Source organism: Amycolatopsis sp. cmx-4-54 (assembly GCF_046548895.1).
Lineage (GTDB): Bacteria > Actinomycetota > Actinomycetes > Mycobacteriales > Pseudonocardiaceae > Amycolatopsis.
The window spans coordinates 96,534-120,539 of sequence record NZ_JAEBEJ010000018.1 but is presented as its reverse complement, the minus strand read 5'-3'; the positions used below and the strand labels follow the sequence as shown (position 1 = coordinate 120,539).

Annotated in this window: 25 protein-coding genes; 10 read left to right on the top strand and 15 right to left on the bottom strand. The window is 69.8% G+C overall.

The window, feature by feature from the left end; all coding sequences use genetic code 11:
• The first annotated feature begins 198 nt into the window (after window positions 1-198).
• On the top strand, window positions 199-375 hold the full coding sequence (locus tag ACLJQ7_RS39505; RefSeq protein WP_410653309.1) for a hypothetical protein: 177 nt from the start codon (window positions 199-201) through the stop codon (window positions 373-375).
• 4 nt (window positions 376-379) lie between these two features.
• On the opposite strand, the gene ACLJQ7_RS39500 is transcribed toward ACLJQ7_RS39505, so the two are convergent.
• Genes ACLJQ7_RS39500 through ACLJQ7_RS39460 form a run of 9 tightly spaced genes read right to left on the bottom strand, consistent with a single transcriptional unit; the run spans window position 380 to window position 10,523 of the window.
• On the bottom strand, window positions 380-1,840 hold the full coding sequence (locus ACLJQ7_RS39500) for a class I adenylate-forming enzyme family protein (protein ID WP_410653308.1): 1,461 nt from the start codon (window positions 1,838-1,840) through the stop codon (window positions 380-382).
• Complete coding sequence (locus ACLJQ7_RS39495; protein ID WP_410653307.1) at window positions 1,837-3,210, bottom strand: CoA transferase; 1,374 nt, start codon at window positions 3,208-3,210, stop codon at window positions 1,837-1,839. The genes ACLJQ7_RS39500 and ACLJQ7_RS39495 overlap by 4 nt, the downstream gene beginning before the upstream one ends.
• Complete coding sequence (locus ACLJQ7_RS39490; protein ID WP_410653306.1) at window positions 3,207-3,998, bottom strand: class I SAM-dependent methyltransferase; 792 nt, start codon at window positions 3,996-3,998, stop codon at window positions 3,207-3,209. Before ACLJQ7_RS39490 ends, ACLJQ7_RS39495 begins: the two co-directional genes overlap by 4 nt.
• Window positions 3,989-5,482: a class I adenylate-forming enzyme family protein gene (locus tag ACLJQ7_RS39485; RefSeq protein ID WP_410653305.1), complete on the bottom strand. Its 1,494-nt coding sequence runs from the start codon at window positions 5,480-5,482 to the stop codon at window positions 3,989-3,991. Before ACLJQ7_RS39485 ends, ACLJQ7_RS39490 begins: the two co-directional genes overlap by 10 nt.
• Window positions 5,479-6,783 (bottom strand): protoporphyrinogen/coproporphyrinogen oxidase, encoded by a 1,305-nt coding sequence (locus tag ACLJQ7_RS39480; RefSeq protein WP_410653304.1) that lies wholly within the window; start codon window positions 6,781-6,783, stop codon window positions 5,479-5,481. Before ACLJQ7_RS39480 ends, ACLJQ7_RS39485 begins: the two co-directional genes overlap by 4 nt.
• Window positions 6,780-7,706, bottom strand: coding sequence for a UbiA family prenyltransferase (locus ACLJQ7_RS39475; RefSeq protein WP_410653303.1), 927 nt, complete (start codon window positions 7,704-7,706; stop codon window positions 6,780-6,782). Before ACLJQ7_RS39475 ends, ACLJQ7_RS39480 begins: the two co-directional genes overlap by 4 nt.
• Complete coding sequence (locus ACLJQ7_RS39470) at window positions 7,703-8,341, bottom strand: class I SAM-dependent methyltransferase (RefSeq protein WP_410653302.1); 639 nt, start codon at window positions 8,339-8,341, stop codon at window positions 7,703-7,705. The genes ACLJQ7_RS39475 and ACLJQ7_RS39470 overlap by 4 nt, the downstream gene beginning before the upstream one ends.
• Window positions 8,341-9,462, bottom strand: a complete 1,122-nt coding sequence (locus tag ACLJQ7_RS39465; protein WP_410653301.1) for a DegT/DnrJ/EryC1/StrS family aminotransferase — start codon at window positions 9,460-9,462, stop codon at window positions 8,341-8,343. Before ACLJQ7_RS39465 ends, ACLJQ7_RS39470 begins: the two co-directional genes overlap by 1 nt.
• Window positions 9,459-10,523, bottom strand: a complete 1,065-nt coding sequence (locus ACLJQ7_RS39460) for a DegT/DnrJ/EryC1/StrS family aminotransferase (RefSeq protein WP_410653300.1) — start codon at window positions 10,521-10,523, stop codon at window positions 9,459-9,461. Before ACLJQ7_RS39460 ends, ACLJQ7_RS39465 begins: the two co-directional genes overlap by 4 nt.
• Before the next feature lie 252 nt (window positions 10,524-10,775).
• Between ACLJQ7_RS39460 and ACLJQ7_RS39455 the strand changes: the two genes are divergently transcribed.
• The 6 genes from ACLJQ7_RS39455 to ACLJQ7_RS39430 are packed head-to-tail and all read left to right on the top strand — an operon-like array spanning window position 10,776 to window position 16,141.
• A complete protein-coding gene (locus ACLJQ7_RS39455) occupies window positions 10,776-11,795 on the top strand; it encodes a Gfo/Idh/MocA family oxidoreductase (protein ID WP_410653299.1) in 1,020 nt (339 codons plus the stop codon).
• Window positions 11,785-12,603 carry a sugar phosphate isomerase/epimerase family protein gene (locus ACLJQ7_RS39450; RefSeq protein WP_410653298.1) on the top strand — a complete coding sequence of 273 codons (819 nt, stop codon included), beginning with the start codon at window positions 11,785-11,787 and terminating at the stop codon, window positions 12,601-12,603. The genes ACLJQ7_RS39455 and ACLJQ7_RS39450 overlap by 11 nt, the downstream gene beginning before the upstream one ends.
• On the top strand, window positions 12,600-13,820 hold the full coding sequence (locus tag ACLJQ7_RS39445; protein WP_410653297.1) for a M20/M25/M40 family metallo-hydrolase: 1,221 nt from the start codon (window positions 12,600-12,602) through the stop codon (window positions 13,818-13,820). The genes ACLJQ7_RS39450 and ACLJQ7_RS39445 overlap by 4 nt, the downstream gene beginning before the upstream one ends.
• Entirely contained in the window at window positions 13,817-14,866 is a 1,050-nt protein-coding gene (locus tag ACLJQ7_RS39440; RefSeq protein WP_410653296.1) for an Ldh family oxidoreductase, read from the top strand. Before ACLJQ7_RS39445 ends, ACLJQ7_RS39440 begins: the two co-directional genes overlap by 4 nt.
• A complete protein-coding gene (locus tag ACLJQ7_RS39435; protein WP_410653295.1) occupies window positions 14,863-15,807 on the top strand; it encodes a Gfo/Idh/MocA family protein in 945 nt (314 codons plus the stop codon). Before ACLJQ7_RS39440 ends, ACLJQ7_RS39435 begins: the two co-directional genes overlap by 4 nt.
• Window positions 15,740-16,141: a DUF6917 domain-containing protein gene (locus ACLJQ7_RS39430; protein ID WP_410653294.1), complete on the top strand. Its 402-nt coding sequence runs from the start codon at window positions 15,740-15,742 to the stop codon at window positions 16,139-16,141. Before ACLJQ7_RS39435 ends, ACLJQ7_RS39430 begins: the two co-directional genes overlap by 68 nt.
• 35 nt (window positions 16,142-16,176) lie before the next feature.
• Here the strand turns inward: ACLJQ7_RS39430 and ACLJQ7_RS39425 are convergent, their stop codons facing one another.
• The 3 genes from ACLJQ7_RS39425 to ACLJQ7_RS39415 all read right to left on the bottom strand — a co-directional run bounded on the left by ACLJQ7_RS39425 (window position 16,177) and on the right by ACLJQ7_RS39415 (window position 18,384).
• Window positions 16,177-16,713, bottom strand: coding sequence for an EF-hand domain-containing protein (locus ACLJQ7_RS39425; RefSeq protein WP_410653293.1), 537 nt, complete (start codon window positions 16,711-16,713; stop codon window positions 16,177-16,179).
• A gap of 82 nt (window positions 16,714-16,795) precedes the next feature.
• Entirely contained in the window at window positions 16,796-18,043 is a 1,248-nt protein-coding gene (locus ACLJQ7_RS39420) for a nucleotide sugar dehydrogenase (RefSeq protein WP_410653292.1), read from the bottom strand.
• 32 nt (window positions 18,044-18,075) lie between these two features.
• A complete protein-coding gene (locus tag ACLJQ7_RS39415; RefSeq protein ID WP_410653291.1) occupies window positions 18,076-18,384 on the bottom strand; it encodes a hypothetical protein in 309 nt (102 codons plus the stop codon).
• Window positions 18,385-19,102: 718 nt separating this feature from the next.
• Between ACLJQ7_RS39415 and ACLJQ7_RS39410 the strand changes: the two genes are divergently transcribed.
• Entirely contained in the window at window positions 19,103-20,641 is a 1,539-nt protein-coding gene (locus ACLJQ7_RS39410; protein WP_410653290.1) for a hypothetical protein, read from the top strand.
• A 10-nt stretch (window positions 20,642-20,651) separates the two neighbouring features.
• Here ACLJQ7_RS39410 and ACLJQ7_RS39405 read toward each other — a convergent pair whose 3' ends face one another.
• From ACLJQ7_RS39405 to ACLJQ7_RS39395, 3 genes are read right to left on the bottom strand one after another with little or no spacing between them, the layout of a single operon-like run.
• On the bottom strand, window positions 20,652-21,323 hold the full coding sequence (locus ACLJQ7_RS39405; RefSeq protein ID WP_410653289.1) for an acetyl-CoA hydrolase/transferase C-terminal domain-containing protein: 672 nt from the start codon (window positions 21,321-21,323) through the stop codon (window positions 20,652-20,654).
• A gap of 4 nt (window positions 21,324-21,327) precedes the next feature.
• Window positions 21,328-21,795 carry a hypothetical protein gene (locus tag ACLJQ7_RS39400; RefSeq protein WP_410653288.1) on the bottom strand — a complete coding sequence of 156 codons (468 nt, stop codon included), beginning with the start codon at window positions 21,793-21,795 and terminating at the stop codon, window positions 21,328-21,330.
• A 7-nt stretch (window positions 21,796-21,802) separates the two neighbouring features.
• On the bottom strand, window positions 21,803-22,450 hold the full coding sequence (locus ACLJQ7_RS39395) for a winged helix-turn-helix transcriptional regulator (RefSeq protein ID WP_410653287.1): 648 nt from the start codon (window positions 22,448-22,450) through the stop codon (window positions 21,803-21,805).
• A gap of 63 nt (window positions 22,451-22,513) precedes the next feature.
• Here ACLJQ7_RS39395 and ACLJQ7_RS39390 point away from each other — a divergent pair, with 63 nt between their 5' ends.
• Window positions 22,514-23,395, top strand: coding sequence for an alpha/beta fold hydrolase (locus tag ACLJQ7_RS39390; protein ID WP_410653286.1), 882 nt, complete (start codon window positions 22,514-22,516; stop codon window positions 23,393-23,395).
• Window positions 23,396-23,401: 6 nt separating this feature from the next.
• Complete coding sequence (locus ACLJQ7_RS39385; protein ID WP_410653285.1) at window positions 23,402-23,743, top strand: hypothetical protein; 342 nt, start codon at window positions 23,402-23,404, stop codon at window positions 23,741-23,743.
• The last annotated feature ends 263 nt before the right edge of the window (window positions 23,744-24,006 follow it).

The following is a 24,006-nucleotide window of genomic DNA, read 5'->3' as shown; positions in this document are numbered from 1 at the left end:
CACGTGATTGAAGCCGTAACTCGCGTGATCGGAGCCGTAACTCATGAGTTCCGCCCTCCATCACGCGAGTTCCGGCTAGGAACACGCGAGGTACGAGTTACCGGTCCTCTGCGGGCCCGGCGCGGGGAGTGGACGAAGGCGTTGCGAAAGCCACTTTCGCAACCTTCAACGTTGCGAAAGTGGCTTTCGCAACAGCTCTTGGCGACCTTCAGCGCGGCCCGGCGCGGCAGGCGGGCCGGCAGCTGGAATGGCGGACGATCGTTCCTGATCACCGACCCGATCGGCCTGCTGACCGCGCCGCCGACGGTCCGGGAGGGCAAAAGCGAGTTCGCAGCGCCGCTCGACATCGTGGCCATGCCCGTGAACGGCCTTTGACCGTTCACGTACTCCGGTACAAGCCGGCCGCGAGAGCGGCCAGCGTCCGGTGGCAGGTTTTCCCGGTGCGGCCCAGCGGAAGCTCGGGAAGGGCGACCAGGAACTCCGGCAGCTTGCGCACGGCGAGGCCCCGGCCGGTGAGGAACGCCGTGAGTTCGGGCAGGCTCGGCGAGTGGCCGTTCCTGGCCGCCACGCAGGCACAGAGCCGTTCTCCCAGCTCGGTGTCCGGCACCGCGACACAGGCGACCTCCCTGATCGCGGGATGCTCGCCGAGCGTGCGCTCCACCTCCGCCGGGCTGATCGTGTACCCGCCGCGGATCACCACGCGTTTGCTCCGGCCGGTGACGTGGAGCCTGCCGCGCTCGTCGAAACGGCCGTTGTCGCCGGTCCGCACCCAGCCACCGTCGGGCCGGTATTCGGCGTCCAGCTCCGGCGCGGCGACGTGGCACAGCGGTGTCATCGGGCCTCGTGCGTGGATTTCCCTGTCCGCGATCCGGATCTCGCACACCGCGGGATCCGGTACGCCGGCACCGTTCTCCGGTTCGGTCGTATGGCAGTTGACGCCGTCGGAAGAACCGTAGACGTCGATCATCCCGACGCCGAACCGCTCCCGGCACGCGGCCAGCGTCGAAAAGGGCAGCGTGTCGCCGCTCGACACGATGGCCGCGAGCCCGGCGGTGTCCACCGTCGTGGGATGGTCGGCCATGCGCCGCCACATCGCGGGTACGGCGAACACGTGGGACGGGCGGTGCTCGGTGATCAGCCGCAGCGCCGCGCCCGCCTCGAACCGGCGCGTCAAGATCAGCGTGCCACCGAGGCGGCACAACGTCACCGGCACCCCGAACGACCCGAATCCCGACGTCGGTGAGACCAGGACGAGGTCGCGGGGAACCACCGTCCCGCCGTGGACGGCACGGACGTAGTTCGCCCGCCCGCCGGCGAAGGCGTTGTGCGAGTAGGCGATCATCTTCGGCGCCGATTCCGAGCCCGACGACACCAGGATCCGAGCCGGGGCCTCCGGATGCGGGCGTACGACACGGGCCGCGCGGCGAGGTTCGCCCACCACCCGCCCGTTCTCGACGGCGAACCGCACCCGAGCGCGGTCGAGGAGGTCGTCCGAGCCCGGCGGCAACGGCAGTACCACGGCACCGATCGCGAACACGGCCAGTTCCGCGACCACCGCGGCCCGTCCGGCCGGTTCCCGCACCCCGACGATGTCGGCCGAGCCGCATCCGGCGGCCGCCAAGCGCGCGGCCAGCTCCCGTACCGCGGCGTCCAAACGCGCGTAGTCGAGGGATCCCTCGTCGTCGATCACCGCCGTGCGAAGTGGGTGCAGGCGCACCCGGTCGCCGAAAAGCGAATACAGGTCCCGGTCCGGGCAATGTCCACATCGGACCCATTCGCGGCGGAGGTCGGCGGGCACGAGGTCGCGCAGCACCACCCCGGTCTCGGACACCCAGGTCATGACGTGAACTTCCACGGCGACGCGACGAGTGCGCAGTCATCCTGGATCAGCGCGCGGGAAAACCGGGGATCCGCGGCGAGCGCGGCGAGGTCGTCGCACACCGGCACGGTCAGCGGGCGGTCACAGCGCCGCCGGGCGCCCGCGTTGAGCTTGCTCGCCGCGGACAGGAGCGACGAGTCGGCCCGGGTGGCGCCGCGGGCCAAGGCCGTCACGATCCCGTGCGCGCAGACGACACCGCCGAACACGTCGACGATCGTCATCAGCGACGGCGGAACCCCCGCGTGGGCCTGCACGACGAAATCCGTGCCCACCGGCGGTTCCGGCCCCAGCTCGGCGCCCCATCCCGACGCGTGCGCGTACAGGATCCCCGGCCGGGCACGCGCCAGATCGAGTGCGCTCAACGACCACCGCGCGGCCTTTCCCGGCGCCCAGTTGTGCAGGAAGACGTCGGCGCCGACGGCGAGGTCGAGCAAATGGCTCCTGCCGTTCCGGGTGCCCAGGTCGATCTCGATGACCTCCTTGCCGTCGTTGAGCGCACGGAACCTGGCCGACGCGTCGCCGGCGATCGGCGGGACCCATCGCAGCGGATCGCCGCCCGGCGGCTCGATCCGTAGCACCGTGGCACCGAGCAGCCGCAGCAGGTGACCGGCGAGCGGGCCCTGCACCCGGCGGCACGACTCGAGCACCACCAAGCCGGACAACGGAAGCGGTACGGCAGGCCGGACCGGGCGGTGTCCGCGCCCCAGACCGCTCACGACGAACGCGGGAAGCCCGTCGATCACCCGATCCGCCACCCTCACCAGCGTCATTCCCGTCCGGATCGCGGCCCGCTCCACCGCCTCGATCGGCTGTGCGGCAAGAGCTTTCGGCAGCGGCGGCGGCAACGGGCAGGTCGCGGTCGCGAACCGGTGCAGGAACGGCCGCCAGCCGCTCGAGATCACCCTCTCGTCGACCTCGAGAGCCCGCCAGAACCGTTGCCACACCGCCGGATCGAGCGACTCGATCTCATAGGCGACACCGTCGGACGAGCGGAACGGCGGTCCGCCGGGGCGGAAGTCCTCGATCTGGTCGTCTTCGGCCGTCGCCGCCGCCAGATACTGGGAGATCGCCAGCAAAGCCGCCTGCGCCAGCGAAGTGGACACACCCCGCAGCGGGATCCCGCGGTCACGAGCGAGGCCGAGCGCGACGATGCCCAGCTCGGCGAGTTCGGCCGCGAGGATGGACGCGTAGTCGAGTCCGAGCGGGGTCGGTTCGCCGAATCGCCGCCCGTGGACGTGCATGATCCCGCAGGCGGCCTGCACGTCGAGCTCACCGGCCAGCGGCAGGCCGACCGGACCCGCGACGGTCACGGCGTCCACCTCGATGATCATGCGGGGCGCCTCCCGTGCACCGAGTACAGCACGCACGACGAGGCCCGGAATCCCGGATCCGCCATGACCGAACGCACCTCGGCGAGTTCGCCGTCGGTCATCCCCGCGGCGATCAGCCGATCCCGCAGGTGATGGGTGTGGTGGATCAACAGCCGCAGGCCGGGCGAGCCCGCCCGCCACGGGAAGATCAGGGGCACCGGGTCGATCTCGACCAGACCCGCGGCGGCCATCGAGGCGGCGACCCGACGGCCCCAGGTACCGTCCCCGCCCGCCGCCTTGAACGTCTTTTCCTTGGCCGCCAGGAACTTCTCGTAGATCCTCGCCGCACGGGCGCCGGGCGCGAGCAGCACCGGACCGTAGGAGATGTCGAACTCGTCGATCTGCATCCAGCCACCCGGCTTCACCGACTGAGCCAACTTGGGGACGACGGCTTCCCGCTCCGGCAAATGCTGCAGCACCAGCCGGGCGTGCACGAGGTCGAACCCGCCACCCGGCAACGGATCGTGGACGACGTCGTGCCGGAGGACGGTCAGTCCAGGCCCCGTTCCGATGTGGCAGGGTTTGATGTCGGTCGCCAGCACCGACCCGGTCGGCGCCACTCTGGCGGCGAGCCACCGCGCGACCCCGCTGCCGCCCGCGCCGACTTCGAGGCAGGACCAGCCCTCTCGCACGCCGGTCTGCTCCAGCCGCGCGAAGGTGGCCGGGTCGTACGCCTCGGAGAGGCACCGATGCTGCTCGGTCGCGTGGTCACTGTGATTGTCGAACACGTAGGCCGTGGTCACGTCCACCTTCCCGATCCGTTCGTGGCGGCCGTCCCGGTCAGCCGCTCCAGCAGTTCCAGCCGCCGCACCTTCCCGGTGCCGGTGCGTGGTACGTCGTCCCACCGGAGCGTCACCGGCTCCCCCATCGGCGGCAGATCGGCCACCGCGGCCCGCCACCGCGCCGGATCGAGTCCGGTGTCGGTCACGACGACCGGGATCGGCGCCCGCCCCGCCGCGGAAAGCACGACGCATTCGGCGATGGCGGGAAGACGGTCCTCGATCGCGTCCTCCACCGAGAGACAGCTCAGCCCGGGGACGCTGTCGACCTCCCGGTCCAGCAACGTCACCGCGCCGGTCCGGCTCACCACGCCGAGATCGCCGGTGTTCCACCACCGGCCGTGTGCCTTGTCCTCCCAGCGATCCTGTTCGCCCACGTACGCCACACAACGAGCACGAGTGCGTGCCATGAGGAGTCCCGGAGTGCCCCGCGGGACCGGTTCGGCGGTCTCCGGGTCGACGACGCGCAGCCTCGCGAGGCCGGGCAGCGGCCTGCCGATGTCCCGCGTCGCCCGCACGGATCGCCTGGTGAAGAACCGGAACGAGAGAGGACCGGTCTCCGATTGGCCCCAGCCTTCCATCCACAGTGGACGTTCGCGGCCGGAGGCGGCCAGCATGGTCCTGATCACCGGCGGGTGCACGGCGTCGTAGGTGCTGACGAACCTCCGGACCCGGCGGAACGGGTTCTCCGGTGAGTGCGCGAGTGGCCGCCAGCGCACGAAAGTCGACGGAAGGGCCTCGATGACGGTGGGCCGATGCCGTCCGAACATCCGCTCCGCCGAAGCCGGCTCGCTCAGGACCACGATCTCCCGTGGCGCGAGACACAGCGCCGACGCCGTCCAGCAAAAGGTCCGGCCATGCGCGTAGGCGCTGGCGTTGCCCAGCACGTCGTCACGCCGGACGCCGAGGACGGGCCAGCGGATCGCCTCCGGACGAGCCAGCCGGTCGATGATCGTCCGCGTCGTGTGGACCACCAGTTTCGGTGTCCCGGTCGTCCCCGACGTATGACAGATGAGCAGCGGTTCGTCGGCGTGCCTTCGGTACGGCTCCGGCGATGGGGCGGCGGCGAAACCTTCGATGGGCAGGACCCGGTCTCCGCGCGGGGACGGCCGATCCGTGACCACGACCGCGGCGTCCAGTCGTTTCAGCAGGATTTCCAGCGTGTCGTCCGGAAGATGACCGGACAGCTTCGCCGCGACCGCCCCGATCCGCACCGCGGCACACGCCAGCAGGTCGTAGTCCCAGTGGTTCCGCTTGACGATGGCGACCCGGTCCCCCGGGCGCACACCGGCTTCGGAGAGCCATCCCGCCGCGTCCCGCACCAGCTCGGCCAGCCCGGCGACCGGGTAGACGGTTCCGCGCTCGGGCGCGATGTCGAAGGGACGGTCGAGGCGCACCTTCGTCCGCGTGTGGACGCATTCGTCGAACAACGTGCCCATGTCGTGCGGTTTCATCCGGCACTTTCCTCCTTGACGGGACACGCGATCCGATCGGTCAAGCGCCGCGCGGCCCGGATGCCGGAGCGGACGGCCGCTTCGCTGCACGGGCTCAGGAACACCCAGTCGCCCGCGTAGTCGACGACGCCCCGTCCGAGACCGGCCTCGAAGGAAGCACGCAAGGCGAGCGCGCCGGGCGTCGCCTCGGGTGCCGCGTGCCGCACCCGCCGGACGATGGCGCGGCGGGTCGCCGCCCGCAGGCCGGGAACGAGCCGCTCGGCCGCGTCGGTCAAGCGGACCACCACGTCCTCGTCGGCCGCGGTCAGCAGTTCCGGCACCGCGTCCGGATGGGCCATGACCGTGACCAGGCCGCGGCCCGCGGGCGCACGGCCGGGATGTTTCAGATGGTCGAAGATGATCGTGGCCACCGTGCCGTTCTCCGCCGTCGGCACGATCAAGGCGTAGTCGGGACCGCCGAGCGGACGTTCGAGCAGCAGATGCGCCTTGACCACCGGCGTGAACGAGCAAGCGGCGAGGAAGGCGGATCCGTGTCGCGGATGCAGCTCGGCCGCGACGGGGGCGGGCACGGCCAGCACCACGGCCTTCGCGCTGATTTCACGCGTACCGCTGATGATCCGCGCCGTGGAACCGTCGTCGACGATCTGATCGACACGGAAGCCGGTGCTGACGTCGACCTTCCCGGCGAGGGCGCGGGCGAAGGTGTCCATGCCGTCGCGGTACGCCCGCCACGTCGGCGGCGGTCCGACCGACGTGAGCAGGGCGAGCAGGGGCGCGGCCGCCGAACGCGCCGGATCCCAGCCGAAGAACCCGGAGACGACCGGCTGCAACAGGTAGTCCAGCAGATCCCGGTGGTGAGGCGCGGCGAACTCGGCGACGGTGCGCCCGCCCAGCCGGGAGACCTCCGGCCGTTCGATGTCGAACTCGCCCCGCATCGCCCGCATCCCGGCCAGCCTGGCCCGGACGGACAATCCCGCTCCGGTGAGCAGCCCCCTGGTTTCCGCGACGCCGGACCTGGGCCTGCCTCGCCACATCGCGATGCCACGGCCGATCCGGGGAGCGTCGGCGGCGTCGATGCCCAGCTCCGCCAGCAGCCGCCAGGTCTCGCGATAGCCCTGCTCGGCCAGCTGCTCGGCGCAGGTGTCGATCAGGAAGCCGTCCTCGCGCAGCGTCGTCATCCGGCCGCCGACGACGTCGGCCGCTTCGAACACCCGTACTTCCCGACCGGACTTGCCCAGCCGGTACGCGGTGGTGAGCCCGGCGACGCCGGCGCCGACCACCGCCACCTCGACATCGGTCACGCGATCACCACCAGGTTCACCACGACCAGGCTCAGCACGGTGATCCGGTGGATGCGGATGCCGAGCATCCGGGCCCGCATGATGTCGCCCAGCGCGAACCCGAGCCAGAGCTGCCGGATCCGCGCCACCAGGGTCGGGAGCAACGCGAGGGGGAACCACCACGGGCCACCGAGCGCGGGCACGGCGAAGATCAGGGCGAACTCCGCCGCCGACACGGCGACCACGAAGTACATGTTGCCTCGCGGAGTGGTCAGTGCCGCGACCGTCGGCCTGCCGACCCGCCGGTCACCGTCGACGTCGTTGGTGTTGGAGTACACGCCGAACAGCAGCGGTCCCAGCCCGAAGAGCAACGCCTGAGCGAGCGCGAACCCGGTGAATTCGCCGGACGCGAGGCCGTACGGCGCCAGCACGAGCGCCCAGCCGAGCGCCGCGATGAAGAACTCCTGGAAGCCGTGGTAGCTGAGCTTCACGCCCCAGGAATACTGAAGCGAGAAGAAGTAGGTCACCGCGATCAGCAAGATTGTCCACAAAGGACGATGCGGTGCGATCGCGATGGCCGTCAGCCAGAGCGCGGCGCCGACGACGGCGGTCGCCCACGCGAACCGCAGCACCTGGCCCTCGTCGAGGGTGCCGGCCACCAGCGGTTTGCGGTACCGCTTGCGCTGGGGGTCGTCCGGTGAGTAGTTCGTGATGTCGCTGCCGTCCCGGTATCCCGTGAGATCGTCGAGCGCGACCATCGCCGCGATCACGAACACCTCGCCGAGCAGGAACACGCCGACGGAGGTCAGGACGCCGGTGTCGAATCTCGCCGCCGGGGTGAGCAGCGTCCACACCACCACCACGCCGAGGTAGTAGTCGACGATGTCGAGTTTCGCGAGCCGGAAGTACGCTTTGCCGCGCGTGGCGGCCAGTGTCGCGGTCATCGCCCGTCCAACGCGATCAACGCGGCGAAGGACCGGTCACCGCCGTAATGCAGGTCGCGTCGTTCGAGCAGCCGCGCACCGGGGAGGAGGGCCAAGTACTCCTCCACGGTCCGCAACCGCGAAAACCGGCCGACGGGGATATCGGCCTCCTCGTACTCCACGAGCACGAGATGCCGGGCCGCCCCGGCGATCGCCCGGCACGCTTCGGCGATCTCGTCGTCGTCGAGTACGTGCATCAGCACCCATACGCAGACGGCGACGTCGAACCGCTTGTCCTGCCATGGCAACCGCTGGACCGTCGAGCGGAGGAATTCCACAGTGGACAGATGGGCGCAGTTCCCCCTCGCCAGCGCGAGCATGCGCGGGGTCATGTCGATCGCCGTCACCGCGCGGGCCCGCGCCGCGATCGCCGGGGTGAGCCTGCCCATCCCGCAGCCGATCTCCAGCGCGGCACCGACGTCGCCCAGGGAACGCAGGAGATCGGTGACGAGCCGGATGGTGCGAGCGGTCGTCTCGGCCGCCAGTTCGGCGGGCTGGGAGGCGCGCATGACGCGGGACAGCCCGGCGCGCTCGGCACGCCTGTGCCACTCCTCGGCGACCTCGCTCGGGGCGGGCGTCCGGGTGATCTGCCGCATCACGACTCCTTCGCGAACTCGCACACCGCGTCCGCGATGCGTTCCACCTGCTCGTCCGACAGATGGGGGTAGATGGGGATGGCCAGCGTGCGCCGCGCGGCGAGGTCCGCCGACGGCCAGGTGTCCTCCGGCCGGGTGTAGGGCGCGAACGCGGGTTGCCGTGGCAGCGGGGCCGGGTAGTAGACGTGCGAGCCGATCCCCCGGGCCGCCAAATGCGCGCGAAGTTCGTCCCTGCGCTCGGCGAGCAGCGAATAGACGTAGTAGCACCGTCCGTCCTTCGCCGGGGGCGGTGCCAGCACGCCACAGCCCGCCAGGTCGGCGAAGCGCTCGGTGTAGTACTCGCCGATTTGTGCGCGTCGCGCGAGCCGTCCGGGAAGGCCTGGGAACCGGTGCAGCTGGAACGCGGCCATGATCTCGTCGAACCGGCTGTTGTAGCCGACACGGTGGTACAGGAACCGGTTCTCGCCGTCCTGGCCGTGATTGCGCAGCATCCGCACCGCCGAGGCGAGTTCCGGATCGTCGGTCACGACCATGCCGCCCTCGCCCGGCATACCGAACGTCTTCACCTGGACGAACGAGTACACGCCCGCGTCGCCCCAGCGCCCGGCGGGCATACCCGCGAGGCTTCCTCCTTGCGCGACCGCGGAATCCTCCAGCAGCCGCGCGCCCGCCTCGGTCGCGATCCGGCGCAAGGCGGGCATGTCCGCCATCATCGAGAACATATGCGCCGGCATGATCACCTTGGTCCGCGAAGTGACCAGCCGGGCGACCGCTTCGGGATCGACGACCATGGACCACGGATCGATGTCGGCGAACACCGGCCTCGCGCCGAGCAAGGCGGGCGCGGCCGCGAGCGGCGCGCAGCCGAACGCCGGCACGATCACCTCGTCCCCCGCGCCGACGTCCATCGCGCGCAGCACCAATGTCAGCGCCGAAGTTCCGCTCCCGCAAGCGATCGCGGCCGCCGCGCCGACCGAGTCACGGATCGCCGCTTCGAAACGGGCCGTGTGGTCGCCGAGGATGAATTTCTGCTCCGGTGCGAGGCCGATACGGCGGACGATGTCCAGCAGTTCGGCACGGTCTTCGTCGAAGAGATCGGACGGGAAGAACGGCAGCGTCATCCACGCCGCCCGCGGTAGAACGCGCGGATCGAGTCGCAGACGCGGTCGCAGTCCCCGGTGGACATGTCCGGATACAGCGGGAGCGCGAGGGTGTGACGGCAGGCGTCCTCGGCGTTCGGGAACTCGCCCTTCCGATGGCCGAGCCCGGCGAAGCAGGGTTGCAGAGGCAGCGGCGCCGGGTAGTAGACCTCGGTCTGCACACCGTCCGCCGACAGATGCGCCGCCAAGTCGTCGCGCGAGTCGACCTCCACCACGTAGACGTAGAACACGCTGTCCGGCCGCGCCGACGGCAGCTTGCGCACCCCCGCGACGTCCGCGAGCGTCGCCGTGTACCGGGCGGCCAGTTCCGCGCGACGGGCGATGTCGAGGTCCAGCCTGGTGAGCTTCGCGAGGAGGACGGCGGCCTGGATGTCGTCCATCTTGCTGTTCACGCCGGGCAGACCGGTCGCCGTCGAGATGGCGGGGAAGTCGGCGATCGTGCCACCGAACCGGCCGTGGTGGCGGAGCGCGTCGACCGTCTCGGCGATCCGCCGGTCGTCGGTGAGGACCGCGCCCGCGTCACCGATCGCACCCAGCGTCTTCGTCGGGAAGAACGACAGCACCCCGCCCGCGCCGAAAAGCCCCGCGTGCTTGCCACGAAGGCGCATGCCGATGGCCTCCGCGCTGTCCTCCACCACGGTGAGCCCGAGCCGCCGGGCCACTTCGAGGACGCCGTCGATGTCCGCGAGCCGCGAGAACAGATGCGTCGGCATGACGAACCGGGTGCGCTCCCCCGCCGCGTCCGCCACCGCCGCGGGGTCGATGCCGTACCCGTCCGGGGCGATGTCGGCGAAGACCGGACGCCCGCCCGCGAGCACGACCGACGTCGCCGACGCCCCGAAGGAGAAGGCAGGGACGACCACTTCGTCTTCCGGCCGCAGGCCCGCCGCCCGCAGCAGCAGGACCAACGCGTCCGTTCCGCTGTTGACCCCGATGACGAACTTCGCGCCGGTGTAAGCCGCCAGCGCGGCTTCCAGCTCCGCCACCTTGCGACCGTGCGAATATTTGCCATTTTCGAACACGTCGAGAATATGTCGTCTTGCACTCGGCCACGTTCGCTCGAATGTGCTCGATTGGTTGAAAAATGACACCGACAGCGTACCCACCTCCGGTGGCGTCGAGACTCGTTCCCGAGCGTATGTCAGGAAAACCGGGCTCTCGGCCACGTTCGCACTTCCTGGTCAACTCAAGCGGCAAGTATTGACACTTGATCATCACGGATGTCAGTTTTGCGATGGATTCCGAATGGGAAACTCTGAGGAGCAGGCTCACCAGTGCGTTCACTCATTGTGGGACTCGGCCGAGCGGGCGCGGGTCTGCATCTGCCGGTCTTGGCCAAACTCCGTACCCGGACACCCCGGCTCTTCGACGACGCTCCCGTCAGCGCGTGCGAACCGCGACCGAACGTCGCCTCGCGGACGGGGCTCGCGGTCGCGCCGACCATCGAAGCCGCGGCCGCCGGGCTCGACCCCGCCGAGACCGTCGTGCACGTCTGCACACCGCCGACCGAACGCCTCGCCGTGCTCTCCGAACTGGCCACGCTGGGCTTCCGCAAGGTGATCGTGGAGAAGCCGCTCGCCGCGGACATCGACGACCTCGCCCGGATCATCCGCCTGCGCCGCAAGCACAAACTGCACGTCGAGGTCGTCGAACCCTGGCTCGCCAGCACGCTCACCGCCCGGTTGGTCGGGCTCATCCGCAGCGGCCGGTTCGGCGCTCCGCAGTCCATCGAGATCGTGCAGAACAAACCGCGATTCCGCCGCTCGCTCGTGATGCCGGGGCACCCGACCGCCTTCGACGTCGAGCTGCCGCACGGAGTCGCGCTCGCGCTGCGGCTCGCGGGCGCCGCACGGGTCACCCACGCGTCCGGGACCGATCTCGAGGTCGAGGGGAACGTCGGCCCCCGGATGGGCGGAGCCAGGGTCGGGCTCCGGCACAATTCGGGAATCCACACGGAGATCCGTTCGGACCTCACCTCACCGGTACGGGAACGGCGGGTCACCGTCGAATTCGAAACGGGCACCGCGGTCGGGCATTTCGCGGTGAGCGGCGACGACCACCATTCGCAGCTGACCCTGCGGTCGAACGGCCGGTCGGAGCATGTCGTGCTGCGCGACGACGCGATGACCGAGTGGATGTTCGAGGCCTACCGGAAGTTCCAGGTGCACGGGGAACAGACACAGGGATTCACCTTCGCCACCGAGGTCGTCCAACTGCTGTCGGTGGCCAAGAACATCTGCGCGGAACCGGTCTCCCGCCCCGAGCCCGACGCGGTGGCGGCCCATGCCGAATGACCCGGTGCAGGCGGGTATCACCGACGAGGCGGCCGACGACCTCGGCGGCCAGATCGCGGCGCTCGACGCCCTGGGCTGGCGCACGATCGAGCTGCGCACCATCGACCGGATCCCCGTCGCCGACCTCACCGACGAGCGGTTCGGCGAGGTCGCGACGACGCTGGCGGACAAGGCGATCGGCGTGGTCTGCCTGGCGTCCCGGATCGGCGGATGGGGCAGGCCGATCACCACCGACTTCCGGCACGACCTCACGGAGCTGGCCGTCCTCGCCGCGCGAGCGCGGTCGATCGGCACCCGCTACGTCCGGATCATGTCGTATCCCAACGACGGCCTGAGTGAGCACGAGTGGCATCGCCGGGTCATCGCGAGGATCACCGTTCTCGCCCGACACGCCGAACGACACGGCGTGACGCTGCTGCACGAGAACTGTTCGGGCTGGGCGGGCACGAGCGCCGAGCGGATGCTCGAACTGCTGCACAAGGTCGCGAACCCGGCACTGAAGCTGTTGTTCGACACCGGGAACGGCGTGGCCCACGGCTACGACGGATTCGACCTGCTCGCCGACATCGTCCGTCACGTCGAGCACGTGCACGTCAAGGACGCGGACGAGCGCGGCTTCACCCTCCCCGGCGAGGGGTCCGCACGGGTGGCCGACTGCGTGAAGTTATTACAGAGCAACGGATACAGCGGTGCCTGGTCGCTGGAACCGCATCTCGCGGGCAAACCACACGAGCCGGGTGCGCTCGCCGGGGACGCGGCGGCCACGTTCGTCGCCGCGGGCCGGGCGATGGCCGGGCTGATCCGGTGATCCGCCAGGACCGGGAGCTGCTGATACGGCTGCTCGACCTGCCGACGGCGGGCCCGCTCGAAACGACCGGCGAAGTCCGCCTCTGGGACGCGATGCGTGCCTACGCCGACGCGGCGGCCGGGATCGGTTTCGAGACGCTGTACCTCGGCAGCCCGGACCCTTCGGTGCTGAACCGGCCCGGTGTTCCGGCCGCGGTCCGCGATGCCGGACCGGACTTCCTCGCTTGTCAGCCGAGCCTGGTGCTCCGGCTCGGCCCGGCCACCCCGGCCGTGATGTTCAACGTCCATCTCGACACGGTGGCGCCGTTCGAACCGGCGGGTTTCGACGGGGCCAGGTTCACCGGCCGGGGCGCGATCGACGCCAAGGGGCCCGCGGTGGCGCTGCTGGCCGGGCTCCGGGCCGCCGTCGCGGTGGATCCGGCGGTGGGCAGGGACGCCGGTGTGCTCATCCAGGCCGTCTCCGGTGAGGAAGGCGGCGCGATGGGCACGTTCGGCACGCGGCCGCTCGTGGAGGCCGGTTTCCACGGCGAGCTCAACATCTTCTGCGAACCGACCGGCCTGCGCTACCTGCCCCGCTGCTCGGCGTCGATGACCGCGTGTGTGCGGGTGCGCGGGGACGACGCGATCGACGACGAACCGCATCGAGGGCACAACGCCACCGTCCTGCTCGGCTTCCTCGCCCAGCACCTCGCGCTCGACCTGGCGGACCATGGCCGGGTCTGCGTGGCTGGGCTGCACACCGGCCGCCTGCACAACAGGGTGTACGGCAGCGGAGAACTTCTGCTCAACATTCCCTACGACAGCCGGGAAGCGGCGTCGAAGATGGCCTCGGCGCTGGAGGACGGCCTGCGGTCGGGTATCGCCGCGTTCGTCACCCGGTTCGGTGAGACCCCCGCCTTCGCCCGTACCGCGGCCGACGCCGCGTCGATCACCGAAGTGCGGTGGCTGAAACGTGACCTGCCCGCCCTGACCGCGCAGGACATCCCGCTGCTGGACGGGCTGGTCCCCCGCTGGCCCGACGACGAACCCGGTTTCACCTGCGATGCCCTCTGGCTCGCCGACGTCCCCGGCACCCGCACGGCCGTCCTCGGTCCAGGTTCCCTGGGTGTCAACAACGCGCACTCCGCCGGGGAGTACGCCGGCATCGAAGAACTCGACGGATTCAGTGATCTCGTCCGCGAGATCGTCGTGCGGTTCAGCCGGAACGAAGGAGCATGACCGTGCTGATGCCCTACCCCGAGCTTCTCTCCCTGGTCACCAGGATCTTCGTGGACCGCGGCGTTCCCGAGGACCGGGCGGCGATCGCCGCCACCGCGTTGTGCCACGGTGACCTGACCGGGGTGACCTCGCACGGACTGGTCAACCTGACCCGGCTGTACCTGCCACTGCTCGACGACAAACGCGCGGACCCGGCGGCGGACATGGTGATCCAAACCGATCTCGGCGCGTGCGTCCTCGCCGACGCCCGTCGCACGCTGGGGTTGTGGTCGGCGTCGCAGGCCATGGAACTGGCGTGCGCCAGGGCTTCGCGGCACGGCATCGGCATGGTGTCCCTGCGGGGCGCCACGCATATCGGTTGTGCCGGGCACCACGCCGCGCGCGCCGTCGCCCACGGCATGATCGGCCTCGTCGTGTCGAACTGCGGCGGGCAGCGCATCGCCCCGCCCCCGGGCGGCACGGCGACGATGCTCGGCACGAACCCGCTCGCGCTGGCCTGTCCCGCCGGTGACGCACATCCGTTCGTCCTCGACATGAGCACCACCGTCGTGCCGACCGGGCGCGTGCGGGCCGCGGCCAGGGAAGGCCGGGCGATCCCGCCGGGATGGCTCGCCACCGACGACGGCGCACCGGTGACCGACGCCGCCGCGTTCGACCGAGGGGACGCCCACCTGCTGTGGCTGGGCGGCGACCCCGAAACGGGCGCCTACAAGGGATTCGGGCTGGGTCTGCTCGTCGAAGTGCTCGGCGCGCTGGTGCCCGGCGCCGCGCTCGGCGCGCTGGCCGCCGACGAGAACCGAGACGACGACATCGGCGTGCTGACGCTGGCGATCGCACCGGAACTCCTGCGTGGCGGATTCGCCGCCGACGCGACCGCGCTCTTCGCCGCCGTGCGCGGCTGGCCCGCCCGTGACGCCGCCGTCCCGGTCGTCTATCCCGGCTGGCACGAGGGCGAACGCGCGGCCCGGTTCCGCGCGCACGGGGTGCCGGTGCCCGACGACGTCTACCGGGAACTGCACGCGGTGCGGGAAAGGGCGGCCGGATGATCCGGGTCGGTGTCGTGGGACTCGGTGTCATCTCGCGGTTCTATCTCGCCGCGGTGGAACAGTCCCCGGCCTTCGGGCTCACCGCGGTCTGCGATCTCGACCCGGCGGCACTCGCGGGAATCGGTGTGCCCGGCTACCGCGATCATCGCGAGATGCTCGCCGCCGGAGGGCTGGACGCGGTGATCGTGACCGCGCCCAACGACGTCCACGCGACCGTCTGCCGGGACGTGCTGGACGCCGGCCTCCCGGTGTGTGTGGAGAAGCCACTCGCCACCGGGCTCCTCGACGGCGAGGATCTCGTGGCGAGAGCGGCGCGGCGGGAGGTCGCCCTGTTCACCGCGTTCCATCGCAGGTACAACACCAACGTGCGGGCGCTGCGCGAGGCGCTCGCGGGCCGGGCACCGATCGCGTCACTCACGGTGCGCTATCTGGAGCGGATCGAGGAACACGTCGGCGGTGATCGCTGGTATCTCGACACCGCGCGCTGCGGTGGCGGTTGCGTGGCGGACAACGGACCGAACGCGCTCGACCTCGTCCAGCTGTTCCTCGGCTCGGTGGCGCTGCGGAGTGTGCGGATCTCGCGCGACGCTCGGGGCGTCGACAGACAGGCGACACTCGTCCTCGAGAACGCGGTCGTGGAACTCGACTGGTCGTTCCCCGGAGAGGTGAAGGACATCGAAGTCACCCTGAGCGACGGCGCCGTCCTGCGCGCCGACATGCTCGCCGGATTCCCCGAGTTCAAGGAATCACTCTGGCACGAGTACGACGGATTGCTGCGGGAATTCGAGGAAGCCGTGCGCAAAGGCGGTGCCTGGCGCGACAGCGGGCTCACCAATCTGTCCATAGTGGACGAGTGCTACCGGAGGGAGAACGATGCGCGAGGACGGGCCGAAACGGGAGATCACCGGCACGGTGGTGAAGGTGCTGGTGCATCACCGTGACGATCGGGGAATGAGCTTGGAGCCCTTCGCCAGCCGATGTGTTCGCGCCGGGGAGATCCACGAACTCGTCACGACCAGTCACGAGGACACGAGGCCCGGCGCGCCGATCGACCGCGTCGGTTTCCTCGGCTTCGCCGAAATAGACCGGGCGGGCGTGATCGACCGGGGCGACGAGCTGTGGGTCGGCGGCGAACTCGTCGGCACCGTGCTCGGCTTCGACGGCTGTCATTTTCCCAACCACTACAACATTCTCGTCACCGTCACGCGGCCGGTCACCGGTGAAGAACTCGGCTTGAAGCCGGAACTGGAAGTACGCTTCCGCGGCCGGTGGTGAGTGTTCCCGGCCCCGGGAACACTCACCACTTCGCGCTACCTGCCCAGCAGGGGCACGTCCGACTTGCCGAGATGGTAGTCGCGTACCGCGTGCACGAGTTCGTCGACGGTCAGTTTTCCGTTGCCGTTCACGTCGATCGCCCGGAACGCGGAGGCCACGGCCGAGGGCTCGACCCCGATGGCCGCCAGCCACTTGCCGAACTCCTGCTGGTTGACCTCGCCGTCACCGTCGGTGTCGCACAGGCCCACGATCGCCGCGATGGTCGGGCGGATCACCCGGTCGAATCCCGAGTCGCCCTCCTGGAAGATCTGCGCCTCGATCACCTCGGTGAACTGCTTCTCGCTCAGCGCACCGTTCGGGCCGGCGCCCGCCTTACCGGCCAGGTATTCGTACATCGTCACGAAAGAGTCTTTCACCGCACGCGCCTGTGGTGAGGCCGGGTCTTCGCCGAACGCGTTGATGATCCGGCCGGCTTCGGCCTCGAAATCGGACTTCTCGATCTTGCCGTTACCGTTGACGTCCCACTTCTCGAAACGCTTCTTGAGCCTGTCGTTCTTGACCGCCGTGGTCATTCGTGCACTCTCCTTTTCGCGTGGACTCGGAAGAATCTGCGGTACGCGCGTGTCCGCCGTCGCTCGACCCGGGCGGACGCGGTCAAAGCCGGACGACCTCCTCTCCGGGAACCTGTCCCGTCACGTCGAACAGCAGCCTGGCCGCCGAGGCCAGGCGGCCGAGGTCGTAGGCGCGGTGCGCCACCAGCAGGACGGTGACGTCCGCGGTACGGAGGTCCTCGTCGAGGTCGGCGGCCGGCGGCCCCAGTTCGGGTACCGCGGCGGCCACCGGGTCGTGGTAGGACAGGTCGGCGCCGAGCGCGCGCAGCCGGACGGCGATCCGGATGGCGGCGGACTCGCGGGTGTCCGGCACGTCAGCCTTGTAGGCGACGCCCAGCAGCAGAACTTTCGCGTTCCGCAACGGTTTTCCCCGCTCGGCGAGCAGGCGTGTCACCCGGTCGATCACGTGCTCGGGCATCCGGTCGTCCACGAGTCGGGCGGCGTGCACGACGCCGAGCAGGGCTCCTTCCCGTTCGGCCTTGTCCAGCAGGTACTTGGGGTCGACCGGGATGCAGTGCCCGCCGACTCCCGGGCCCGGCACGAAGGGCATGAAGCCGAAGGGTTTGGTCGCCGCGCAGTGCACCACGTCCCACACGTCGACACCGATCCGGTCGCAGAAGATGGAGATCTCGTTGATCAGGGCGATGTTCACGTAGCGATAGGTGTTCTCCAGCAGCTTGGCCATCTCCGCTTCCCTGGTGCCGCGCGCCACCACGACCGTGTCGACGAAGCGGCCGTAGAACGCCGCGCAGTATTTGGCGCACAACGGGGTGTGCCCGCTGATCACCTTCGGCGTGTTCCGGATGCCGAAGCGGCGGTTGCCGGGGTCGACGCGCTCGGGGGAATAGGCGAGCGCGAAGTCCTCTCCCGCGGTCAGGCCGTACTTCTCCAGGATCGGGCGGACGATTTCGTCGGTGGTACCGGGAAAACTCGTCGACTCGAGCACCACCAGCGTCCCGGGCCGCAGGTGTTCGGCCACTGTCTCCGCCGCGTCACGCACCGCGGCGAGATCCGGCCCGCCCGTCTGGTCGAGGCCGGTCGGTACACACAGCACGATCGTTTCCGCCGTGCCGAGTACCGCGGGGTCGGTCGTCACGGTGAAACCGCCCGCCCGCATGGCCCGCAAGCGGCTCGCGGTCACGTCGGGCACATGCGATCGCCCCGCGGCCACAGCGGCCGCGACCCTTTGCGAGGTGTCGTACCCGACGACCGACAACCCCGCCGCGCAAGCGGCTTCGGCCAGCGGTAATCCGACGTACCCCACTCCGACCACGACAAGATCGACAGACACGGGACCCCCTCAGTCTCGATGTCGCGAACCGATCAGCTGACCGAGAACGAACCGGTGCCCGGCGGGACATGAGAGCCGAACCCCGCTTGGACCCGCGTCCCGGGCGTCAGACAGAGCGGATCACCGTGGATGACCACGTCGGCAGAGGTCAGATTGGCCAGGACATGCGCGGCGGCGGGGAGTTTGTGACAACCCTCGGGGTTCCGGTAGGTATCCAGCCGCTGGAACTCCGTCGAGAAGACCACCACCTCCCCCGCCGCGGCCTGGGCGGGCGGACTCGCGACGATCAGCAGGGCGCCGGCGGATGCCGCGCTCAACGCGGCGATGGCAAGACGGTTCATCAATGCCTCCACATCCAAGATCACGACTTCACTCCGCACGCTAACAGTCACTCTTGGTAAAACCGGCTCCCCGCCGGATCTTCACGCGCGCAGGTTGCGGTCCGTTCCGCCGGATCATTCGGATGGCGGCTTCAAGCACTCTTCGCGTGATCTTCGAACGCGGGCGGTTCACATGAACGAGTGGCGCGGACAGTGAAGACAGGGACGATCGGTGGCGATTCGGAACGCTGAGTGGCCCAGGCCTGTCCGGCCGAAAAAGGCTTATACGGCTGGGTGTTTTCGCGACCTATGACCGCTCCGGTGCCGATAGGGCTCGCGCCGGGCGTCGCCGAAGCGTGTCGACCGCTCGACTGTCCACAAGGGACACTGGTCGAACTCCAGCGTGGGGCTCATGGGTGGCGTCTTGGGTACCTACGGGTCTTTGGTCCGTGAAGGCCTCCTTGAGGGACTCTGGGTCCCTCAAGGAGGCCTTCACGGACTCTCGACCGAAGCCTGCCGGGGGGAGGGAGCGGACTCCGATGCCCGGTGACCTGGGCAGGCCGCTGACGTTGCGAAAGCCACTTTCGCAACCTTCAACGTTGCGAAAGTGGCTTTCGCAACACGCCACCTCGGCCTTCAAGCCCAAAAGTGACAAGATGGCCCGATACGTCACATGCCCCTGCTAGCCTGGTCCGCGTTCCCGCACTCCGGCAGCGGGACGCGAAACGGGGTGGCCGTCATGACCGGCAAATACCTGAGCGGAAGCGAGTACGCCGCTTCCCTCTCCGCAGCGCTCAACGAGTACTGGCAAACACTGGAACGACGCTGGCTGCGCGACGCCGGCCGTTGGCTGCGGGGTGGCACCAGCCAGTTCCCCGGGGCGCCCGAGCCCGCTCGCTGGCAGGTCCCGGTCGAGTCCCGGGGTCACCTGACGACCTGCCCGATCGTCGCGTGGGCGGTCGACGACGGCACCCCGGCGAATCGTCCACAGGCGGACGCCTGCGACGGCTGGAGCGTGCCGGACGCGAGGTACGCCGAGTGCCGGGCGTTCGACGTCCTCACCCAGGTCGCGGATTGGGCCTGGCGGAAGCGGGAACAGCTGTCGACCGGGGTCCCCGATCTCGCGGGCGGGCCGGAACTGTCGTCGCTCGAAGAAGCCCACCAGGCCTTCGCGTCCGTCGACAAGCAGATGAGGACGGAAGGCTCGGTCGGCGACCACGACTTCTACCTGCTGATCACCCGCCTTTCCGGCGGGAACGAGGCGCCGACCCGGAACTGGATGACCGGCTGGATGGGTCTCGCGGCGAACACCCTCAAGGACGGGTTCCTCGCGACGGTCGAACCCACCCGGAGGAACCAGGCCATCCTCATGAAGTGGCTGGCCAACAGCTACTCGTTCCGCGCGACGACCATCCACGCCGCCCGGAACAACATCCTGCATCTCGTCGCGGCGGCCACCAAGGGGCTCACCGAAGCCGCACCGGCGTCGACGGAAGCGCCCAAGGAGAAGCTGGCGGTGAACGCCGTCAGCGGTGTCTGGAACATCGCCAGTACGGTCGTCGGGGCCTTGGGCGGCAAGGCTCCCGCAGGTGTCGGCACGACACTGACCTTGATCGACTTCGCGCTGAACATCACCGCGCCACCGATGAACTCGGAACTGAAGTTCCCGCAGCTGGACGCCTTCTTCGCCCAGCTGGACACCGAGGTCCGCGCACTCCACAGCGAGCTGGACAAGGCCGAGGCGGAATACCGCGACGCCGTCAAGACCATCGCGCAGGAGATCGCCCGGGCCGACCGCAAGGATCTCGAGCTCTACGACATGACCCAGCCGCCGGCGACGAGCGACGGCAAGGGCGGCCCGGACGGCTCCCAGCGTTTCGCCGTGGACGTCGCGATCGTGCTGGAGCTCGCCGAAGCCTGCTACGGAGTCGCCGAGGTCTACTCGGGTTTCCTCGGGCAGCTCGCGAAGACCTCGTACGCCGATGGCCAGCTGGCGGGCCGCGGGGTCACCCCCACCGACGGCGACAACGCCTTGAAGGAAGTACGGGACGACGTCGAATCCTTCTTCCAGAAGACGACCGCGCGCTATCTGGCGGCGGGCGACCGTATCAAAGAGGCCGCCCAGAAGTACGCGCGGACCGACGCCGACCAAAAAGAGCGGCTCGGCGATTCGATCGGCTCGCTCGCCGGCTGGGGCAAGGAGGGACAGGGCAAACCGGAGGGCGCGCGGCGGGACCGGATCGACCTGGACCCGGACAAGGAAGGCGCCCAGAACTGACGGGTACCCCCTACGAAAGACCGAAGCCCAGTTCCCGGCCCCGCGTCACGAGTTCGTCCCGGGCCGCGGGATGCGCGACGTGGTCGATGATCTGCCGCGCCTGCTCGCTCGAATCGTTGCCCCAGATGGTCGCGACGCCGTGTTCACTGACCAGGAAACTGTGCTGGAACGACGTCACCGGCCCGGTCAGCCGCGGCACGACCGTCGAGACGTCGGCCTTCGGATGCCAGGACGGCAGCGCGATGATCGCCCGCCCGCCGGGTGAATGCAACGCGCCGACCACGAAGTCGGTCTGCCCGCCGAACCCCGAGTAGATCGCCCCACGCACCCGGCTCGCGTTGGCCTGCGCGAACAGGTCCACCTCGAGCGCGCTGTTCACCGACACCAGGCCACGCTGCCGGGCGATCACCGCGGGATCGTTCGTCTTTTCCGTGCGCAGCAAGCGGACCCGCGGGTTGCGGTCGAGCCACCGGTACAGCTCCGCGGTACCGAACACGAACGACGCCGTCACCGGCACCGCCGGATCGAGGGCACCGGCCCGGTCGAGCGCGAGCACGCCGTCGCTGAACATCTCGGACCAGATCGCGAGCCCGCGTCGTCCGGTCACCGCCGCCAGCGTCGCGTCCGGGATCCCGCCGATGCCCAGTTGCAGGGTCGAGCCGTCCTCGACCAGGCCCGCCACTCGCTCACCGATGGTCCGCGCCGTGGACGAACGGCATCTCCGGGTTGAGTTGCGCGACGACCAGGCCACCGCGCGCCCGCACCGCCTCGACGGCCGCGGGCAGGATGTTCACCTCCGTGCCCAGCGACACCACGCCGTCCACCGGAACCGAGGTGTGGACCAGGACGACGTCCGGCGGCAACGCGGTCTTGAGCAGTTGCGGCACCAGCGACAGGCGCGAAGGGAAGTACCGCAGCCCGGCGCGGCCGCGCATCCCCGGACCCACGAACGGGGTTTCCAGCAGCACACCTTCGCGGTCCGGCAGTCCGGCCTGCGCGTTCAGCGCGAACAACCGGTACTCCGCCAGCGCCGCGTCCAGCACCTTCAGCGCCCGCATCGGGGTGGCGAAGTTCCCGCTCACCACCACGCGGGGGCATGACGCGGGAACGCCCGCCAGGACGGCACCGAGCTGACTCTCCGACAGGACGCGCATGAGCCGATCATGCCCGAGGGATCGGGTGGCGGGCCCGGAAGGTGTCCCGCACCGCGGCTTCGCTCCCCTCGATGTCGACGAGCCCGGCGACGTCGTCCAGCTTGAGAGCACCCGCCGCCAGCCCGAGAACGATCGCCGCGTCCGCTCGGAGCACGGCGTCGAGTTCCCGGCCGTCGTGTTTTTCGATCTCCCTTCCACTACGCGTCGTCCGCAGCTGGAAGAGGCCGCCGTCCACTTCGATACCGATCGTCGACGACCGGCTCACGGCGGGTTCGCCGGGCAGCAACGCTCGCAGGGCGACGACGAGCCACGCGGCGTCGAATCGGTCGCCGTCCGGTCCGCGCGTCATGAGCGGCGTGGACCAGCGGACGAGGCCTTCGATCGGCTCGCGCAGCTCGGCGCCCCACTCCGTGAGGGCGTAGACGACGGCGTTGAGCCCTTCGGCCAGCCGCCGTTCGACCACGCCGTCGTTCTCCAGGTCGCGGAGGCGATCGGCGAGCAGATTGGTGGCCACGCCGGGGAGCCCGCCGAGCAGCTCCCGGTAGCGGGCGGGGCCGATGAGGAGCTGGCGGACGATGAGCAGATTCCACCGGTCGCCGACGACGTCGAGCGCCCGGGCGAGCCCGCAGTACTGGCCGTAACTACGCAACGCCACCTCCGCTTGACCTTCTCAAGTGCGCGTGAAAAACTCAAGCATACCGATGCTGGAGGGGGCCCGATGGCCGACATCACCGAGAGCGCCCGGCCCTCCTGGGTCGACGACGACCTGTTCCCGTTCGAGAGCCACTTCGTCGACATCGACGGGAACACCGTGCACTACCTCGACGAGGGCTCGGGTCCCACGCTGGTGTTCCTGCACGGCAATCCGACCTGGTCGTTCCTCTGGCGCGACGTCATCCGCGCACTGCGCGCAGACTTCCGGTGCGTCGCCCTCGACTACCCGGGCTTCGGGCTGTCGACGCCGAAGCCCGGCTACCGCTACTGGCCCGAGGAGCACGCGGACGTGGTCACCGGGTTCCTCGACGCGCTCGGCATCGAGAAAGCGACCCTCGTCGGGCAGGATTGGGGCGGCCTGATCGGCCTGGCCGCCGCTCAGCGACGGCCAGGCGCGTTCGATCGGCTCGTGCTCGCGAACACCTGGGCGTGGCCGGTCAACGGGATCCTCCACTTCGAGGCCTTCTCCCGCGTCATCGGCGGGCCCGCCGTCCGCTTCCTGGTCCGCCGGTTCAACCTTCTCGTCAACACGTTCATCCCCACCGGCCACCGAAAGCGGAAACCCACCGCGGCCGAGATGACCCAGTACCGCCGGGCGCTGGACACTCCCGCGCGGCGGCAGGCTTCCGCCGTACTCCCCGGCCGGACCCTCGCCAGCAAAGCCTTCTTCGAAGAAGTCGAGGCCGGTCTCGCCGACGTCGCCCATCTTCCGGCGCTGATCGTGTGGGGCGACGCCGACATCGCCTTCCGCCCCCAGGAACGCGAACGCCTGGAGGCGACCTTCCCCGATCATCGGACCGTGATCGTCGAGGGAGCCGGAACCTACGTCGAGTCCGACGCCCCCGAGGAATTCGTCGCCGCGGTCCGCGACTGGCTGGAAGCCTGAATCGCGGTGACGGTTCAGGGCTGGGTTTCGAGCCAGTCCCGGAAGGTGGCCGGCCAGCTTGGCGTGCGGGCCGGGCAGGAACCCGCCTCGGGCGGCGATCTCGCCGTCGGGCACGCCCGCCGCGTCGGCGTCGGCAACCTCGATACCCCGGCGGGCGCCGACGAGTCTGACCGCCTCCGCCATGATCTCCCGGCGCGGCCCGGCGATCTCGGGAATCGGCGTTTCCGGCGCGGCCGGAGCGACGGCCGGTTCGACCAGTTCCGCGGCCACGGCGCGACCGGTCACGAGCTGGTCTGCTCGACATCCTCGCGCCCGACGTCGTCGCACTCAGCGACGGCGGCGGGGTGAAACACGTCCTGCCGCGGCCGACCGTGGGCGCGGAAAGGTCCGTCGAACCGGTACAGGTCAATGGTGGCCCCGGTCTGCTGATCCGCGTCGGCGGGAGATCGACGGCGTGCTGGCGGTCCGGGTCGAAAACGGCTACCTCACCGGCGCCTACCACGTCCGCAATTCCGAAAAACTTTCAAGCGTGACAAGGGAAATCACCGTGAGCCGATGATCCGCCGGGCTGAAAGCGCCCTTCACCGCGTCGGATGCGGTGAAGGACGCTT

Excerpts from the sequence above, each read along its gene's own strand:
- ACLJQ7_RS39390 (WP_410653286.1), top strand. The coding sequence starts at position 22,514 with ATGGCCGACATCACCGAGAGCGCCCGGCCCTCCTGGGTCGACGACGAC.
- ACLJQ7_RS39435 (WP_410653295.1), top strand. The coding sequence starts at position 14,863 with ATGATCCGGGTCGGTGTCGTGGGACTCGGTGTCATCTCGCGGTTCTAT.
- ACLJQ7_RS39415 (WP_410653291.1), bottom strand. The coding sequence starts at position 18,384 with ATGAACCGTCTTGCCATCGCCGCGTTGAGCGCGGCATCCGCCGGCGCC.
- ACLJQ7_RS39465 (WP_410653301.1), bottom strand. The coding sequence starts at position 9,462 with ATGACGCTGCCGTTCTTCCCGTCCGATCTCTTCGACGAAGACCGTGCC.
- ACLJQ7_RS39500 (WP_410653308.1), bottom strand. The coding sequence starts at position 1,840 with ATGACCTGGGTGTCCGAGACCGGGGTGGTGCTGCGCGACCTCGTGCCC.
- ACLJQ7_RS39425 (WP_410653293.1), bottom strand. The coding sequence starts at position 16,713 with ATGACCACGGCGGTCAAGAACGACAGGCTCAAGAAGCGTTTCGAGAAG.
- ACLJQ7_RS39475 (WP_410653303.1), bottom strand. The coding sequence starts at position 7,706 with ATGACCGCGACACTGGCCGCCACGCGCGGCAAAGCGTACTTCCGGCTC.
- ACLJQ7_RS39400 (WP_410653288.1), bottom strand. The coding sequence starts at position 21,795 with ATGCGCGTCCTGTCGGAGAGTCAGCTCGGTGCCGTCCTGGCGGGCGTT.
- ACLJQ7_RS39485 (WP_410653305.1), bottom strand. The coding sequence starts at position 5,482 with ATGAAACCGCACGACATGGGCACGTTGTTCGACGAATGCGTCCACACG.
- ACLJQ7_RS39440 (WP_410653296.1), top strand. The coding sequence starts at position 13,817 with ATGACCGTGCTGATGCCCTACCCCGAGCTTCTCTCCCTGGTCACCAGG.
- ACLJQ7_RS39470 (WP_410653302.1), bottom strand. The coding sequence starts at position 8,341 with ATGCGGCAGATCACCCGGACGCCCGCCCCGAGCGAGGTCGCCGAGGAG.
- ACLJQ7_RS39450 (WP_410653298.1), top strand. The coding sequence starts at position 11,785 with ATGCCGAATGACCCGGTGCAGGCGGGTATCACCGACGAGGCGGCCGAC.
- ACLJQ7_RS39410 (WP_410653290.1), top strand. The coding sequence starts at position 19,103 with ATGACCGGCAAATACCTGAGCGGAAGCGAGTACGCCGCTTCCCTCTCC.
- ACLJQ7_RS39495 (WP_410653307.1), bottom strand. The coding sequence starts at position 3,210 with ATGATCATCGAGGTGGACGCCGTGACCGTCGCGGGTCCGGTCGGCCTG.
- ACLJQ7_RS39430 (WP_410653294.1), top strand. The coding sequence starts at position 15,740 with ATGCGCGAGGACGGGCCGAAACGGGAGATCACCGGCACGGTGGTGAAG.